This window comes from Streptomyces sp. NPDC005761 (assembly GCF_040630635.1).
GTDB lineage: Bacteria > Actinomycetota > Actinomycetes > Streptomycetales > Streptomycetaceae > Streptomyces.
On sequence record NZ_JBEXXX010000044.1, the window covers coordinates 21,899 to 36,589 of the forward strand.

Annotated in this window: 14 protein-coding genes; 3 read left to right on the plus strand and 11 right to left on the minus strand. The window is 71.3% G+C overall.

What is annotated here, in order from left to right:
• Nucleotides 1-21 precede the first annotated feature (21 nt).
• Complete coding sequence (locus ABZ434_RS29665; RefSeq protein WP_359143006.1) at nucleotides 22-1,473, minus strand: amidase; 1,452 nt, start codon at nucleotides 1,471-1,473, stop codon at nucleotides 22-24.
• Nucleotides 1,474-1,647: 174 nt separating this feature from the next.
• Complete coding sequence (locus ABZ434_RS29670; RefSeq protein WP_359143008.1) at nucleotides 1,648-2,007, minus strand: hypothetical protein; 360 nt, start codon at nucleotides 2,005-2,007, stop codon at nucleotides 1,648-1,650.
• A 205-nt stretch (nucleotides 2,008-2,212) separates the two neighbouring features.
• On the opposite strand from ABZ434_RS29670, the gene ABZ434_RS29675 reads away from it, so the two are divergent.
• On the plus strand, nucleotides 2,213-2,983 hold the full coding sequence (locus tag ABZ434_RS29675; RefSeq protein WP_359143010.1) for a hypothetical protein: 771 nt from the start codon (nucleotides 2,213-2,215) through the stop codon (nucleotides 2,981-2,983).
• On the opposite strand, the gene ABZ434_RS29680 is transcribed toward ABZ434_RS29675, so the two are convergent.
• The 3 genes from ABZ434_RS29680 to hydA form a co-directional block, all read right to left on the minus strand.
• Nucleotides 2,946-4,496, minus strand: coding sequence for an NCS1 family nucleobase:cation symporter-1 (locus ABZ434_RS29680; RefSeq protein ID WP_359143012.1), 1,551 nt, complete (start codon nucleotides 4,494-4,496; stop codon nucleotides 2,946-2,948). The two genes, ABZ434_RS29675 and ABZ434_RS29680, sit on opposite strands and share 38 nt — an antisense overlap.
• Nucleotides 4,497-4,570: 74 nt before the next feature.
• Complete coding sequence (locus ABZ434_RS29685) at nucleotides 4,571-5,572, minus strand: TIGR03842 family LLM class F420-dependent oxidoreductase (RefSeq protein ID WP_359143014.1); 1,002 nt, start codon at nucleotides 5,570-5,572, stop codon at nucleotides 4,571-4,573.
• Between the two features lie 11 nt (nucleotides 5,573-5,583).
• Nucleotides 5,584-6,984, minus strand: coding sequence for a dihydropyrimidinase (hydA, locus tag ABZ434_RS29690; protein WP_359143016.1), 1,401 nt, complete (start codon nucleotides 6,982-6,984; stop codon nucleotides 5,584-5,586).
• Between the two features lie 488 nt (nucleotides 6,985-7,472).
• Here hydA and ABZ434_RS29695 point away from each other — a divergent pair, with 488 nt between their 5' ends.
• A complete protein-coding gene (locus tag ABZ434_RS29695) occupies nucleotides 7,473-8,405 on the plus strand; it encodes a hypothetical protein (RefSeq protein ID WP_359143018.1) in 933 nt (310 codons plus the stop codon).
• Nucleotides 8,406-8,464: 59 nt separating this feature from the next.
• Here ABZ434_RS29695 and ABZ434_RS29700 read toward each other — a convergent pair whose 3' ends face one another.
• From ABZ434_RS29700 to ABZ434_RS29720, 5 genes are all read right to left on the minus strand, one after another.
• Nucleotides 8,465-9,748 (minus strand): aspartate aminotransferase family protein, encoded by a 1,284-nt coding sequence (locus tag ABZ434_RS29700; protein WP_359143020.1) that lies wholly within the window; start codon nucleotides 9,746-9,748, stop codon nucleotides 8,465-8,467.
• Nucleotides 9,745-10,587, minus strand: coding sequence for a nitrilase-related carbon-nitrogen hydrolase (locus ABZ434_RS29705; RefSeq protein ID WP_359143022.1), 843 nt, complete (start codon nucleotides 10,585-10,587; stop codon nucleotides 9,745-9,747). Before ABZ434_RS29705 ends, ABZ434_RS29700 begins: the two co-directional genes overlap by 4 nt.
• Nucleotides 10,588-10,765: 178 nt before the next feature.
• Nucleotides 10,766-12,088 (minus strand): hypothetical protein, encoded by a 1,323-nt coding sequence (locus ABZ434_RS29710; protein WP_359143023.1) that lies wholly within the window; start codon nucleotides 12,086-12,088, stop codon nucleotides 10,766-10,768.
• 150 nt (nucleotides 12,089-12,238) lie between these two features.
• Entirely contained in the window at nucleotides 12,239-12,619 is a 381-nt protein-coding gene (locus ABZ434_RS29715; protein ID WP_359143025.1) for a PPOX class F420-dependent oxidoreductase, read from the minus strand.
• Between the two features lie 37 nt (nucleotides 12,620-12,656).
• Nucleotides 12,657-12,926 (minus strand): helix-turn-helix transcriptional regulator, encoded by a 270-nt coding sequence (locus tag ABZ434_RS29720; protein WP_359143027.1) that lies wholly within the window; start codon nucleotides 12,924-12,926, stop codon nucleotides 12,657-12,659.
• Between the two features lie 41 nt (nucleotides 12,927-12,967).
• Here ABZ434_RS29720 and map point away from each other — a divergent pair, with 41 nt between their 5' ends.
• Nucleotides 12,968-13,735 (plus strand): type I methionyl aminopeptidase, encoded by a 768-nt coding sequence (gene map / locus ABZ434_RS29725; RefSeq protein ID WP_359143029.1) that lies wholly within the window; start codon nucleotides 12,968-12,970, stop codon nucleotides 13,733-13,735.
• 35 nt (nucleotides 13,736-13,770) lie between these two features.
• On the opposite strand, the gene ABZ434_RS29730 is transcribed toward map, so the two are convergent.
• The gene (locus tag ABZ434_RS29730; RefSeq protein WP_359143031.1) at nucleotides 13,771-14,583 is read right to left on the minus strand and encodes a glycoside hydrolase family 75 protein; all 813 of its coding nucleotides are present in this window, start codon (nucleotides 14,581-14,583) and stop codon (nucleotides 13,771-13,773) included.
• Between the last annotated feature and the right edge of the window lie 108 nt (nucleotides 14,584-14,691).

A 14,691-nucleotide genomic window follows, 5' to 3' on the forward strand; every position in this document is an offset into this window, starting at 1 on the left:
CCGTGGGGGGCCGGCCGCCGACTACGCCGAGGCCGGCGGGCGGTGCTCGTACCAGCGGCGGTCGGACTCCAGCTGGGCCGCCAGCGAGATGAGCCGCTCCTCGCTGCGGGAGGGGCCGAGCAGTTGGGCTCCGACGGGGAGCCCGCCGGGGGTGAATCCCGCGGGGACGTTGATTCCGGGCCAGCCCAGGACGTTCCACGGCCAGGCGTAGGGGCACGCCTCGGCGATCGCGACATCGGTGCGCCAGGCGCTCAGCCCGTCGAACCTGCCGATACGGGGAGGCGGCAGGGCTGTCGTGGGGGTGAGCAGCACGTCGAATCCCGCTCCGGTCCGGCCGCGGGAGGGATGGAACAGGGCGCCGATACGCCGGTGTTGGCGCACCTCCCGCTCCCGGGCCGCCCGCACCACCCTGCCCCCGAGGCGGGTTCCGGTACGCAGCGCGCTGCGGGTGCGGGGGTCCAGGAGGAGCGGTTCGGGGTGCCGGGCTGCGAGTTCGGCGATGCCTGCGGTGGCACGGGGTACGAAGCCGAGGCCGATCAGCCCGTAGCGGGGCCGGGCCTCCTCCACGTGGTGGCCGAGCCGGGCCAGCGCCTCGGCCAGTTCGGTGACGGCCCGGCGGACGTCGGGATGGGGGGCCGTGCCGGTGAGGGTGAGCGGGGGGCGCCAGGCGAGGGCGATGCGCAGCCGGCCCGGGTCACGGCGGGCCGCGGCCGAGGCCTCGACGGGGGGCGGGCGGTGCGGGTCGTCGGGGTGCGCTCCCGCGACGGCGTCCAGCAGCAGGGCGGCATCCGCGACGGTCCGGGCCAGCGGGCCGTTGACCGTGAGCCCCTGGAAGGCGTCGCTGTGGGGGTGCACGGAGATCCGGCCGCGCTGCGGCTTGATGCCGACGAGGTGGGTCCAGGCGGCGGGGATACGGACGGACCCGGCGCCGTCGGAGCCCAGCGCGGCGGGCACCAGGCCGGCGGCCACGGCTGCCGCCGAACCGCCGGACGAGCCGCCAGGGGTGTGATCGGTGTTCCACGGATTACGGGTGGCGCCGAAGGCCGATCCCTCGGTGAACGGCCACTGGCCCAGTTCGCAGGAGTTGGTCTTCCCGACGATCACGGCCCCGGCCGCACGCAGCCTGCGTACGGACTCGCTGTCGGCGGTCGCGACGGGCAGCTCCCCCGCGCAGCCGAAGTGGGTGGGGAGCCCGGCGACATCGGTGTCGTCCTTGACGGCGACGGGCACCCCGAGCAGCGGCAGCCGCTCTCCCGCGTCGAGTCGGCGGTCTGCCTCGGCGGCCTCGGCGAGTGCGGCGGTCGCGCGCAGGTGCCGGAAGGCGTTGAGGGTGCCCTGGCTCGCTTCGATCCGGGCGAGGGCCTCGGTGACCAGCCGGGTCGCGGTGGTGCGGCCGTCCGCGAGGGCGCGTGCGCTTTCGGCCAGACCGGTCGGGGCGTCGACGTCCGTTCCGGTGGATTCCACTGAGGACATGGGCTGAGCGCCTCCTCGTACCGTCAGGTGCGCGCACCTGTCCGACCGAACAAACTTACTGGAGGGTAACGAGTCGCGGCCGATCCCTCAACCGGTCGCCCCGGCTCGCGTGGTGCCGCACCGCGGCAGCGGCACCACGCCGGGCACCCGGCCCGAGGCCGAGCGGTGCCGGCCCTACGGCTGAACGGTGATCTCACCGATCCCGGTGCCGAGTCCGGCGCAGTGCGCCGTCGACTGGCCGGACTGGCCGGGGTTCAGCGTGACGTGCTCCCCGTCGACGTCCGGGGACCAGCCGCAGACCAGGTGCACCCAGAACGTCTGCGCCGTGCCGCCGTTGTTCCTGCACAGCGCGTAGCCGGTGTAGTCGTCGACGGCGTGCTTGCCCGTGTCGCAGGAAAGTCCCGGCGGGGTCTTCGCCCCAGCCGCGGCCGAAGCCGCCGTGGCCAGACCGGTGGACACCGCGAGCGCTGCGGTCAGCCCGGTGACGGCGGCGCGCACGGCAACCCTGGACGGACTCCCCATGGACTTCTTCATGTTTCCCTCTCGGTCGTGACGAAGACGGTGCCTGACAGCCGTCCCCCGACCGCTTAACCGAAAACACCGCATGACGTCACGCTCTGTACGCACCCCAGGCCCGGCAAGGGTGCACCGCCGGGCGGCCCTCACTCCCCCGGCGTACGCTCGAATGATTCGGACCGCAGACCCGTACAGTCCCGCCACGACCCCTCGAGGAGGCGACGTGACCGGTCCACACCTCGGCACACGCCCCGCCGCATGGACTGCGGCGATCGTTCTCTCCGTCACCGGCAGCGGTCTCGTCGGCGGCGTGGCCCACGCGGAGGACATCGATCACCTCACCGCACAGCAGATCGCCGACCGCTCCCGCGACGCGCTGCTCGGCGCACAGTCGCTGCACCTGAGCACGAGCGGGGACCTGGGCAAGGGCAGCACACCCATGTCGCTGGAGCTCACCCTGGACCGGGACGGCAACTGCAACGGTTCGGTGGACCTCGGCGACAGCCAGGGCTCGGCTCTGATCGTGAAGAGGGGCGACGACATCTGGATCAAGCCGGACGCGGACTTCTGGGAGAACCAGGTCCCCAACGGCGGCTCGGCCTTCGCCGCGATCGTCGGCGACCGCTACGTGAAGGGGGCGGCCGACGACCCCCGGCTGAGCGCGCTGACCAGGACCTGCGACCTCAACACCTTCCAGAAGCTGGTGAGCGACAACGCGAACGACGACACCGGCACGCTCAACAAGGGCGCGAAGACCACGCTCGGCAAGGCGTCCGTCATTCCGGTGACCAGGATGCGGGACGGCACCATTCTGACGCTGGACGTGGCGGCCACCGGAAAGCCGTATCCCCTGCGACTCACCATCGAGGGCAACGGCGCGGACGCGGTCGTGGGCCTCTCCGACTTCGATGATCCGGTACCCAGGACCACGCCCTCGCCGGCCGACTCGTTCGACGTCAGCGCGCTGCTGGGCCGGTCGACGAGCCCGGTGTGACGCTTCCGCGCCCGGTGAGCACCACGTACAGCACCAGCGAGGACGCCAGGCCGACGGCCCAGCCGTAGTCGGCGAGGGGTTTCAGGAACGGGGCGAGGCCGTCGGCCGGGAACGGCCCCTTGCCCGGCTCGGAGTGCGAACCGCCGATCGCCAGGACACCGCCGACGGCGAACGCGGCGACGGCCCGCCAGTTCCAGCCGTTCGTGTACCAGTGGCGGCCCCCGGGCCGGTAGAGGTCGGCGAGGTCGAGCACGGTCCGCCGGACGATCCAGTAGTCGGCGATGAGAATGCCCGCCACCGTACCGAGCAGCCCGCCGACGAGTCCGAGCCAGGTGAAGATGTACAGCTCGGGCGTCTCGGTGAGCTTCCACGGCATGATCACGACGCCGACGACACCCGTGACCAGCGCACCGGTACGGAAGTTGATGAACTTGGGCGCGAGGTTCGCCAGGTCGTAGGCGGGCGAGACCACGTTCGCCGCGATATTCACCGAGATCGTCGCCACCAGCACGGTCACGAGCGCGTACAGCAGCCCGAAGACGTTGTCGGTGCGGGCGACCAGTTGCACCGGGTCCCAGATCGCCTCGCCGTAGACGGCCTGCGAGCCGGAGGTCACCAGGACGGAGAGCAGCGCGAAGAGCGTCATCGTGGTCGGGAGACCGAGCGACTGGCCGCGGATCTGGGCGCGTTGGCCCGCGCCGAAGCGGGTGAAGTCGGGGATGTTCAGGGAGAGCGTCGCCCAGAAGGCGATCATGCCCATCAGCGACGGGAAGAAGACCGGCCAGAACTCCCTGCCCCAGCCGAGCTTCGAGGGCTGGTCCAGCAATGGGCCGAAGCCGCCCGCCTTGACGGCGACCCAGACCAGCAGCACCAGCGCGCCGACGATGACGAAGGGCGCCGCCCAGTTCTCGAACCGGCGCAGGGTGTCCATCCCCCGGTAGATGATGGCGAGTTCGAGCGCCCAGAACAGTACGAAGCAGAGCCACAGCGTCCACGGCTGCCCACCGACCTCGCTCGCCTCCGCCCAGCCGCCGAAGATCTTCCCGAGCAGGGTGAAGATGCCGACGCCGCCGATCCAGGTCTGGATCCCGAACCAGGCGCACGCCACCGCGGCCCGGATCAGGGCGGGCAGATTGGCGCCGCGCAGCCCGAACGAGGCGCGGGCCAGCACCGGGAAGGGGATGCCGTACTTGGGCCCGGCGTGTCCGGTGAGCAGCATGGGACCGAGGACGATCAGGTTGGCGAGCGCGATGGTGAAGACCGCCTGCTTCCAGTCCATGCCGAGGGCGACGAGGCCGGACGCGAGGAGCCAGGACGGGATGTTGTGGGCCATGCCGACCCAGAGGGCTGCGAAGTTGTACGTGGTCCAGTTGCGCCGCTCCAGCGGGACGGGCAGGAGGTCGTCATTGACGAACCGGCTGTCCTCGGGAGCGGCGCCGGCGGGCAGTTCGACGCGGTCCGGGGCCGTGGGTATCCGGTCCCGGGGCGGTGGCGGTGGGGCGGTCGATGTCATGGCGGCTGGACCCTTCGCTCGGGGACGGTGCCGTGCGGGGCTGGGAGGTGCGTACGGCCGGAGGGAAGCGGTGGTCAGTCGTTGAGCGCGGGGATGATCTCGGAACCGTAGGCGTCGATGGTGGCCTCGCGGGCGTCGTGCATGTTGTAGACGGCGAACTGGTCGACGCCGAGGTCGCGCAGGGCCCGGAGCTTCTCGATGTGCGCCTCGGGCGGGCCCAGCAGACAGAAGCGGTCGACGATCTCGTCGGGGACGAAGGTGGTGTCGGGGTTCCCGGCGCGGCCGTGGTGGCTGTAGTCGTACCCGGAACGTCCGGCGATGTACGCGGTCAGCGCCTCGGGCACGAGCCCGGAGTGCTCGCCGTAGCGGCTGACCAGGTCCGCGACGTGGTTGCCGACCATGCCGCCGAACCAGCGGCACTGCTCGCGGGCGTGGTCGAGGTCGTCGCCCACGTAGGCGGGCGCGGCGACGCAGATGGTCACGGCGTCCGGGTCCCGTCCCGCCTCGGCGGCCGCGTCCCGTACGGCTTTGATCATCCATTCGGTGAGGAAGGGGTCGGCGAGCTGGAGGATGAAGCCGTCGGCCTTCTGCCCGGCGAGCGCGAGCGCCTTGGGGCCGTACGCACCCATCCAGACGGGCAGCCGGCCGTCCTTGACCCAGGGGATCTGCACAGGCTGTCCGTCGACGAGTGCCTCGCGTCCCTCGGCGAGGTCACGGATGACGTCGATGGCCTCGCCGAGCCGGGCCAGGGTGTTGGGGCTGCGTCCGGCGACGCGCATCGCCGAGTCACCGCGGCCGATCCCGCACACGGTCCGGTTGCCGTACATGTCGTTGAGGGTGGCGAAGGTGGAGGCGGTCACCTCCCAGGTGCGGGTGCCCGGGTTGGTCACCATGGGACCGACCACGAGGCGTTCGGTGTGTTCGAGGATGCGGCTGTAGATGACGAAGGGCTCCTGCCAGAGAACCGCCGAGTCGAAGGTCCAGCCGTAGCGGAAACCGTTGCGTTCGGCGCGGCGCATCAGGCCGACGACGGCCGAGGCGGGCGGGTCCGTCTGCAGGACGAGTCCGAAGTCCATACCAGGTGCTCCTAGTCCAGGTACTGACAGGTGGCGCGCGGGGTGTACATGCCGTGGCCGGCGCGGCCGGTGAACGTACGGCGGTCGATGACGACCTCACCGCGCGAGAGCACGGTCTCCACCTGGCCGGTGAGCCGCTTTCCCTCGTACGCCGAGTAGTCGACGTTCATGTGGTGGGTCTCGGCGGAGATGGTCTGTTCGGCGGCCGGGTCGTAGATGACGATGTCGGCGTCGGCCCCGGGGGCGATGGTGCCCTTCTTCGGATAGAGGCCGAACATCCGGGCCGGGGAGGCGCACGCGATCTCGATCCAGCGGCGGCGGGAGATGTGGCCGTCGACCACTGCCTGGTGCAGGAGGTCCATCCGGTTCTCGACCCCCGGCATGCCGTTGGGGATCTTCGAGAAGTCCCCGCGGCCCATCTCCTTCTGGCCGGAGAAGCAGAAGGGGCAGTGGTCGGTGGAGACGACCTGGAGCTCGTTGTTCCGCAGCCCGCGCCACAGCGCTTCCTGATGTTCCTTCGGCCGCAGCGGTGTGGAGCAGACGTACTTGGCGCCCTCGAAGTCCGGCTCGGCGAGGTTGTCGGTCGAGAGGAAGAGGTACTGCGGGCAGGTCTCGCCGAAGACGGGCAACCCCTTGTGCCGGGCGGCGGCGATCTCGGCGACGGCCTCGTCGGCGGAGACGTGCACGACGTAGAGCGGGGAGCCTGCGACGCGGGCGAGCTGGATGGCGCGGTGTGTGGCCTCGGCCTCCAGCGCCACCTTCCGTACGTCGCCGTGATAGCGGGGGTCGGTACGGCCGGCGGCGAGGGCCTGCTCGACGAGGACGTCGATGGCGATGCCGTTCTCCGCGTGCATCATCATCAGGCCGCCGTTGGACTCCGCCCGCTGCATGGCCCGCAGGATCTGCCCGTCGTCGCTGTAGAAGACGCCGGGGTAGGCCATGAAGAGCTTGAAGGAGGTGATGCCCTCCGCGACCAGCAGGTCCATCTCCTTGAGCGACGACTCGTTCACGTCGGCGAGGATCATGTGGAACGCGTAGTCGATGGCACAGTTGCCGTCCGCCTTGGCGTACCAGGCATCGAGCCCCTCACGCAGGGAGCGCCCCACGGACTGGATCGCGAAGTCGACGATCGTGGTGGTGCCACCCCAGGCCGCGGCGCGGGTGCCGGTCTCGAAGGTGTCCGCCGCGTAGGTGCCGCCGAACGGCATCTCCATGTGGGTGTGCGCGTCGACACCGCCCGGGATGACGTACTTCCCGGTGGCGTCGATGGTCCGCTCGGCGGTCCAGCCCGCTGCTGCGTCGGTGCCGTGCGCGGCGAGTGCCGCGATGCGGCCTCCTTCGACGAGCACGTCGGCGTGGATCTCGTCGGACGCGGTGACGACGAGGCCGCCGTGGATGACGGTGCGGCTCATGTACCCCTCCTCACTGTGGCGGAACGGGTCTACGCACGTAGACAAGGTGCGTGGTGAAGAACGTAGAAGTGGGTTACCCACTGTGGCAATACCGCTGCCGCTAACCGATGAAGACGTTTCTGTTTCATCCGCCCGGCACTCGACCGGCCCAGTCCGCGGGCGGTTCCGGCGCACGGGCGGGCGCGCCCCGCGTCGTATGCGCGAGCCCCGCCGTGCGGGGACCGTCCCGGCGCGTACGGGTGAGCGCACTCCTTGCGGGCGAACTTGCCGCAACGGAGCGGCGCTGTCCGGCAGGCGCCTCGGGAGTGCCTCCCAAGGGCTGTCCCACAGTTCCTGGCGGCGCACGACGACAGATACGGCGCTACGCCGCGCTGTCGGAATGCCCGAATACGTCCAGTAGGCGAGCGCCTCTCCGCCTTGCGATGCACCGCCTCCGACGCCGCGCGCTGATCCACCAGGAAGTGCGGGACAGCCCTTAGCTTCGCTCCATGATCAGAAAAGGCATCATCGTCACGGCGGTACTCTGCGCCTCCCTCGCCGCCGCGCCCTTCGGCCCCGCCGCCGCCTCGGACGGATGGCAGCGCGTCGGCTCCGGGATCCGGGGCGGGGTGAGCGGCATGGCGCTCACCGAGGGCGCTCCCGCAGGCCGCGGGCTGGCCGACGCGGTCGTCGTACGGGACACCGAGGGAGACCTCGAGAACGGGCTGGCGACCGTCCGCCTGCGGCCCGGCCGTGACCCCGTCGTCACGGAGCTCCCCTGGCTCGGCATGTCCCCCGCCGACCTGGAGGCCCTCGACGCGGTGCCCGGCCAACCCGGCCATTACGTCGCCCTGGCCAGTCGCGGCGACGCGTACCACGTCGTCGTCGCGAACGGCCGGGCGACGGCCGAGCACGCCGCCCTGCCGGGCAGGCACGACGGCGACAACTACGAGAGCTTCGCGCTGCACCGCGACCGGTCCGGGCGGACCTTCGCCGTGTGGGCCACGCGGGGCAGCGGTGCGGAGAAGGCCGTCGTGCACGCCGCCTCGGTGCACATCGGGCCGACCGGCTTGAACTTCGGCATGGTCTCGGCGCGGCAGGAGTTCTCCGTGCCGTTCCCGGACGAGGGCGAGGTGTGCCACATCAGTGATCTGAAGGTGCTCGACGACGGCACCGTCATGGTGTCGGCGGCCTCGGACCCCGACGTGAGCGCCGGTCCGTTCGCCTCCGCCGTGTACGACGCCGGCCGGCTCACCGTGAACCCTGCCCACGACGCGGTGCTGCGGATGAAGCCCGAGCAGGCCCTCACCCCGCTCAGCCGATTCACCCGGCAGGACAACCGGAAGATCGAGGCCATCGCCTTCCTGCCCGGGCGGCTGGGCCTGTGGGGCACGGACGACGAGGACTTCGGCGGATCGGTGATGTTCGCGCGTGCCGGTTAGCCGGTCTGCCCGGCCGGCACGGGGGTGCGGTGGCCGCCCCGCCACCGCGCCCCCCGCTCTCACCTCACCGACCGCAGCGCCTCGGCCAGGATCTCCGCACCCTCCTCCGCCTCCGGGATGGACAGTGAGAGCGGCGGCGCGATGCGGAGCACGCTGGTGTCGTGGCCCCCGCCCTTGCCGATGAGCAGGCCGCCCTCCCGGGCTGCTTCGAGCACGGCCGCGGCTGCTTCGGGGTTCGCCTCGCCGGTGCCCGGCTTCACCAGTTCGATGCCGATCATCAGACCGCGTCCGCGCACCTCCCTCACGCACTCCGAAGTCGCACCGATCGCACGCAGGCGCTCGATGAGCAGACCTCCGACGCGACGGGCGTTGCCCTGAAGGTCGTGTTCGAGGAGGTACGAGAGGTTGGCGAGTCCGGCGGCCATCGTGACCGGGGAGCCGCCGAACGTCGAAATGGAGTTGGCGTCCAGGCAGTTCATGACGTCGGCGCGGGCGACGACACCGCCGACCGACATGCCGTTGCCGATGCCCTTGGCGAACGTGAGGATGTCCGGCGGGCCGTTCCTCCCGTGCGCCTGCCAGCCCCAGAAGTGTTCGCCGGAGCGTCCCCAGCCGGTCTGCACCTCGTCGGAGATCCACAGGATGCCGTGCCGGTTCAGGACCTCGCGGAACGCCGCGTACAGCCCGTCGGGGGGCGAGGTGAACCCGCCCACGCCCTGGATGGGTTCGGCGATCAGCGCCGCGGGCGAGCGGGTGTGCCCGAGCAGGTCCTCCAGGTCCGCGACGCAGGCGGCGATGAACTCCCCGTCGCCCAGGTGCGCGTACGGGCCGCGGTTGCGGACTCCGCCGTGCACGTACAGCGTCTGGAGCGGCGACAGACTGGTGGGCGACCAGGCGTTGTTGCCGGTGATGGAGACCGCGGAGAAGGACCGGCCGTGGTAGCTGTTGCGCATCGCGAGGATCTGGTTCGACCTGCGGTACGTGGTGGCGAGCAGCAGGGCCGTGTCGTTGGCCTCGGTCCCGGAGGTGGTGAAGAAGACCCTCGCCTCCGGGATGCCGGAGAGCGTGGCGATGCGCTCGGCGAGTTCGACCATCGGCCGGTTCAGGTAGAGCGTCGATGAGTGGATGATCCGCCCGGCCTGCTCACTGACCGCCTTGGTGACCTCGGGCAGTGCGTGGGCGGTCATCGTGGTGAGGATGCCGCCGAAGAAGTCGAGGTAGCGGTTGCCGTCGGCGTCCCAGACGTGGCGCCCCTCGCCGTGGGTGATCTCCAGCGGGCGCCGGTAGTAGAGGGCCAGCCAGTCGGGGCTGACCGCGAGGTGGCGGTGGTGCAGACCGCTCACGGCTCCACCAGCCCCTCGTACGCGTCGGGGCGGCGGTCCCGGTAGAACGCCCACTGCTGCCGGACTTCCTCGATGAGACCGAAGTCCAGGTCACGGACGAGGAGTTCCTCGGCCTTGTCGCTGGCGACCTCACCGACGAACTGACCGCGCGGGTCGACGAAGTAGCTGGTTCCGTAGAAGTCGTTGTCGCCGTACTCCTCCTGGCCCACGCGATTGATCGCGGCGACGAAGTACTCGTTGGCGACCGCGGAGGCGGGCTGCTCCAGCTGCCAGAGGTAGCCCGAGAGGCCCCGTGAGGTCGCGGACGGGTTGTACACCAACTGAGCTCCGTTGAGGCCGAGTTGGCGCCACCCCTCGGGGAAGTGCCGGTCGTAGCAGATATACACGCCGACCTTGCCCACCGCCGTGTCGAAGACGGGCCAGCCGACGTTTCCGGGCTTGAAGTAGTACTTCTCCCAGAACCCCTTGACCTGCGGGATGTGGTGCTTGCGGTACTTGCCGAGGTACGAGCCGTCGGCATCGATCACGGCGGCGGTGTTGTAGTAGAAGCCGGACTGCTCGACCTCGAAGACCGGGACGACGATCACCATGCCGGTCTCGCGGGCCAGTTCCCGCATCCGCTGCACGGTCGGGCCGTCGGGAACGGCCTCCGCCCAGCGGTAGTGCTCGGGCTCCTGCACCTGGCAGAAGTAGGGGGCGTTGAACACCTCCTGGAACCCGATGATCTTCGCCCCCTGCCGGGCGGCCTCACGAGCGTGTTCCTCGTGCTTGGCGATCATGGATTCGGTGTCGCCGGTCCAGGTCGCCTGGACGAGTGCGGCGCGTACGACGTGGGACATGAGCTGCTCCTTCGACGCGGCGTCAGAGAGCCTCTTCGCGTTTCTACGCCCGTAGACACGTGCGTAGGGGAGAACGTAAGCCCCGTCACACCGCGGGGCAAGACCATCGCCGTGAACCAGCGGAGTCGATCATGTTTCACACCCGTGCGGTCCATCGGCCGGGGTGGGCCGGACGGCCCTACGCGATACCGGCCACCCGCAGGGCATGCTCCACATCGCGCTCCCGGGCCTCGGACACCGTCCGGGCAGCTGCCAGCAGGTGCGGTACGAGGAGGCGCGGGTCGCTCGCCGCGACACTCGCCGCGTCCTGCGGTGACCGTACGCGTACGTACGCGCCGAGCAGCGCCAGCGCCTGGGGGCCGCGGCCGGCCCGCTCCAGGGCGATCGCCGCGTCGGCGATCTCGGCGGCCGGACGGGCCACGCCCTGGCGCAGCAGGTGCTCGCAGTCCTCCAGGCGTCCCGCACCGGCGAGCGCGTCCACAGCGGCCGCCAGCCCGGCCGGCGGCAGCGAGGACACCTCCCACAGCAGGGTCGACCAGTCGGCACCCAGCCCTGCGCGGTGCAGTTCGACGGCGAGGACGGGCAACAGCCCGGCAGGCTTGCCGGCCGCCTCGCACAGCACGGCGTGGGCCTCACCGCCGCGCCCTTGCGCACGGAGCCGGACCAGCGTCGCGACAGTGGCCCGCACCGACTGCGCCGTGGCGGGGTCCTGAGTCGCCTCGGCGCGATCGGTCCGGTCTCCTCCGCCCCTGGGAGCGCCGCCGAAACGGGCTCCACGAGGCAGAGCGGCTGTCACCGGCGGGGCGGGAAGGGGTGAGGCGGCCGCCGGGCTCTCCTCCACGGCCTCCAGCCCGGCAAACCGCGCACCCCTCGGCTTCCTGCGGGCGGGGGCGGCGGGCGGCCTGCGGGCGGGTTCCGGTTCGGCCGACGGGGACGCGGGCGGGTCCGCCTCGTCGGACTGCCGGATCGCGCCGGGTCCGGGCTCCCTCTGTGCGCCGTCCCAGCCGTCCGTCGCCGTCGCCGTCGCGGCCAGCCTCCCGCGCAGCTCCGTGCAGCGGGCCGACGCCCGGGCATGGTCGTCGCGGGCCCAGGCGACCGCGACCGCGTCGACCGTGCCTGATTCACCGCCCGCCCGGGCGGTGTGCAGGCGGTGGGCCGCGTTCGCCTGTTCGCGCAGCATCAGCTCCAGCCGTTCGCCAAGTCGCTGCCGTCCGCCGGGGCGTCGGTCGTGGGCGACCGCGGAGGCCGCGTAGAGCTCGGCGGCACGTACCGACTCCCGTTCGGCGAACGCGGCGCCCCGCACCGACGCGAGGTCGGTGAAGAGCGACTCCACCACGTCCCAGGGTGGTATCTCCGCACCCGCCAGACATGCCCGCATCCCCTCCGGGTCACGTCGGCAGAAAGCGCCGTACCAACCCCCCGCAGGATCGAGCAACGCCGTCATCCCACGCAGGTAGCGCGCGAACTCACTTATGGACACCGCATGCTGATGTAGCGTCATCGTCGCCCTCGGCTGCCGTCGACTGGAACCTTCCGGTCCGCAGGCATTCGACCGCAACGGTGTTACGGGACGGCTACGCGCACTTTTCGACCTGGGTCGCAGGGGCGCACGGTCGTCCTCGTGCGCGCCCCCGCGGCACCCGCCACGGGATCAGAAGGTGATGGCGATCCCGGTCTGCGGCCGCTTGCCGAGCCGGACGATCATCGCCGGGTAGTCGAGCAGCCAGTACTTCCAGGTGTACTTGCGGGCGATGGCCCGGCGCGCCCCGTTGGTGCCCTTCTCGTCGAGCAGCCGGCCGGTCCCCTCGGCGCTCGGGGCGCCCTCCGCGATCCGCCCCCGCACGTCACAGACGGTGACGAGGACGCGGCTGTCGTTGCGCAGTCGCTTGACCTTCCACGAGTCGCTCTTGGTCCAGACGAACAGCTCTTCGCCGTCGGCCGCGGCCCACACCGGCGTGGCGACGGGTGTGCCGTCCTTCCGGTAGGTGGTGAGACTGACGTACTCGCTGCGGGCGAAGTCCTGGAGGCTCATGGCCCAACCCTACGTCGGACGATCACTCCGTTTCCCGCTATCCGGCGAGCTGGACGGTGTCCGGCACCGGCACGCACTGCAGGAGCAGTTGGTCCATGGAGATGCCGAGCGCCCCGGCGAGCGCCGCGACGGTGAAGAAGGCGGGCGTCGGGGCGCGACCGGTCTCGATCTTGCGCAGCGTCTCGGCGGAGATTCCGGCGCACGAGGCGATGTCGGCCATGCTGCGGCGGCCGCGCGCCTCACGGAGCAGCCGACCGAGCCGTTCGCCGCGCAGGCGCTCTTCAGGGGTGAGGGGCGTTCGTACCATGCCGTCATTCTAATACCGCTCGGACCGGTATAGTAATTGGCATGGTGCAGCTCAAGACAGACACATCCATTCAAGCCATGCGTGAGACCGGCCGGGTCGTGGCGCAATTGCTCACCGCCGTGCGCGAGGCGGCCGCGGTCGGCGTCACGCCGCGCCGGCTCGACGAGGTGGCCCGCGAGGTCCTGCGCGAGGCCGGCGCCGGATCGCCGTTCCTGAACTACCGGCCGCACTTCGCGCCGACCCCCTTCCCCGCCGTGATCTGCGCATCCGTCAACGACGCGATCGTGCACGGCATCCCGACCGACGAACGGTTGCGGGACGGCGATCTGGTCAGCATCGACGCGGGTGCGATGCTCGACGGCTGGGCCGGTGACTCGGCGATCAGCTTCACCGTCGGCCGCGCCCGGCCGGCGGACGCCCTGCTGGTCGACACGGCGTACGAGGCGCTGGACGCGGGCATCGCGGCCGCCGTCGTGGGCAACCGCATCGGCGACATCGCCCACGCGATCGGCACGGTCTGCCGCAGGGCCGGCTACGGCATCCCGGAGGGGTTCGGCGGCCACGGCATCGGCCGGGCCATGCACGAGGACCCGGGCGTCCCCAACGAGGGGCGGCCCGGTCGCGGGATGCTGCTGCGGCACGGCATGGTGCTGGCGATCGAACCGATGCTGATCGGCGGCGGCGGGGACGGCTACCACCCGGACCGGGACGGCTGGACGCTGCGCACGAACGACGGCAGCCGGGCCGCTCACGCCGAGCACACAGTGGCCATCACGGACGACGGCCCCCGGATCCTGACCGCTCTCTGATCAGCCCGCCGCCGGGCCTCCGACCGGGAATCGGGTCATCCACCGGACAGGAACTCCCGGGCGAGGCCCTCCCCCGCGGTCACCGCCGCGCCGTGGCTCTCGATCGGCGAGACGACGGAGTCCTTGAACAGGATGTACGTGACGCCGGACCCGGCACCGCCGGTCTTCGGGTCCGGGTCGATCCCGAGCGCCTTGGCGGTGGCGTAGGAGGCCTCACCGATGATCCCGGCGGGCCCGGTGTCGCCGACGACGGCGTACTCCACCTTGTCCGCGTAGACGACGGCGACGACACCGCCGCCCTTGATCCCCGAACCGCTGAAGTCCCAGAGGGAGCTGCGGCTCGGCACGACGACGTACGGGAGTTCCGCCGCGTTCAGCGGCCGGTCGTCCGAGGTGTGGAACGCGGTGTCGCCCTGGAACCACGGGTCGGTGTCGGCGTTGCAGGCCGTGGTCACCCGGCCGTCGCAGTCGATGTCCATGTCGGCCTTCCAGAACACGGCTCCCTCCGTACCGCACACCGGCACGGAGGCCGAGGCACCCTCGTCCGTACGGTAGGCACCGTTCGAGATGCGCTCGCAGGAGGAGACCCTTGTCAGCAACTCGGCCGCGGTGACGGTGCCTTCGCGGGCAGCGGCAGGGGCAGGGCCGGGCGGGGCGCCGGCCGGATCGTCGTCGGACACCGGGCGGGCGTAGGTGGCGGGAGCGAGGTGGACCGGAGACGGGCGCGCCGTGCGCACCGGAGTGGGCGCGCCGGGCCGGAGAGCCGAACCGCCCTGGCCGGCAGGCGTCAGGACTCCGGTCGCGAGCAGGGCGGCGCCGGAAACCGTGGCGAGGGCAAGCGTTCGCATACGCACCGTGAGGGGTGCCCTTCTGTGAGGTGTCTTCCCTTGCTGAGATCAGCCAAGACGCCCCCCGGCATGCCCCCGTCGAGGCTGCGGGGCCGGCCCGACGCGTCA

What these genes read in the sequence shown, in the direction of transcription:
- hydA (WP_359143016.1), bottom strand. Translation starts at nt 6,984, where the DNA reads ATGAGCCGCACCGTCATCCACGGCGGCCTCGTCGTCACCGCGTCCGAC.
- ABZ434_RS29665 (WP_359143006.1), bottom strand. Translation starts at nt 1,473, where the DNA reads ATGTCCTCAGTGGAATCCACCGGAACGGACGTCGACGCCCCGACCGGT.
- ABZ434_RS29685 (WP_359143014.1), bottom strand. Translation starts at nt 5,572, where the DNA reads ATGGACTTCGGACTCGTCCTGCAGACGGACCCGCCCGCCTCGGCCGTC.
- ABZ434_RS29720 (WP_359143027.1), bottom strand. Translation starts at nt 12,926, where the DNA reads ATGGTACGAACGCCCCTCACCCCTGAAGAGCGCCTGCGCGGCGAACGG.
- ABZ434_RS29715 (WP_359143025.1), bottom strand. Translation starts at nt 12,619, where the DNA reads ATGAGCCTCCAGGACTTCGCCCGCAGCGAGTACGTCAGTCTCACCACC.
- ABZ434_RS29710 (WP_359143023.1), bottom strand. Translation starts at nt 12,088, where the DNA reads ATGACGCTACATCAGCATGCGGTGTCCATAAGTGAGTTCGCGCGCTAC.
- ABZ434_RS29695 (WP_359143018.1), top strand. Translation starts at nt 7,473, where the DNA reads ATGATCAGAAAAGGCATCATCGTCACGGCGGTACTCTGCGCCTCCCTC.
- ABZ434_RS29705 (WP_359143022.1), bottom strand. Translation starts at nt 10,587, where the DNA reads ATGTCCCACGTCGTACGCGCCGCACTCGTCCAGGCGACCTGGACCGGC.
- ABZ434_RS29730 (WP_359143031.1), bottom strand. Translation starts at nt 14,583, where the DNA reads ATGCGAACGCTTGCCCTCGCCACGGTTTCCGGCGCCGCCCTGCTCGCG.
- ABZ434_RS29680 (WP_359143012.1), bottom strand. Translation starts at nt 4,496, where the DNA reads ATGACATCGACCGCCCCACCGCCACCGCCCCGGGACCGGATACCCACG.
- map (WP_359143029.1), top strand. Translation starts at nt 12,968, where the DNA reads ATGGTGCAGCTCAAGACAGACACATCCATTCAAGCCATGCGTGAGACC.
- ABZ434_RS29670 (WP_359143008.1), bottom strand. Translation starts at nt 2,007, where the DNA reads ATGAAGAAGTCCATGGGGAGTCCGTCCAGGGTTGCCGTGCGCGCCGCC.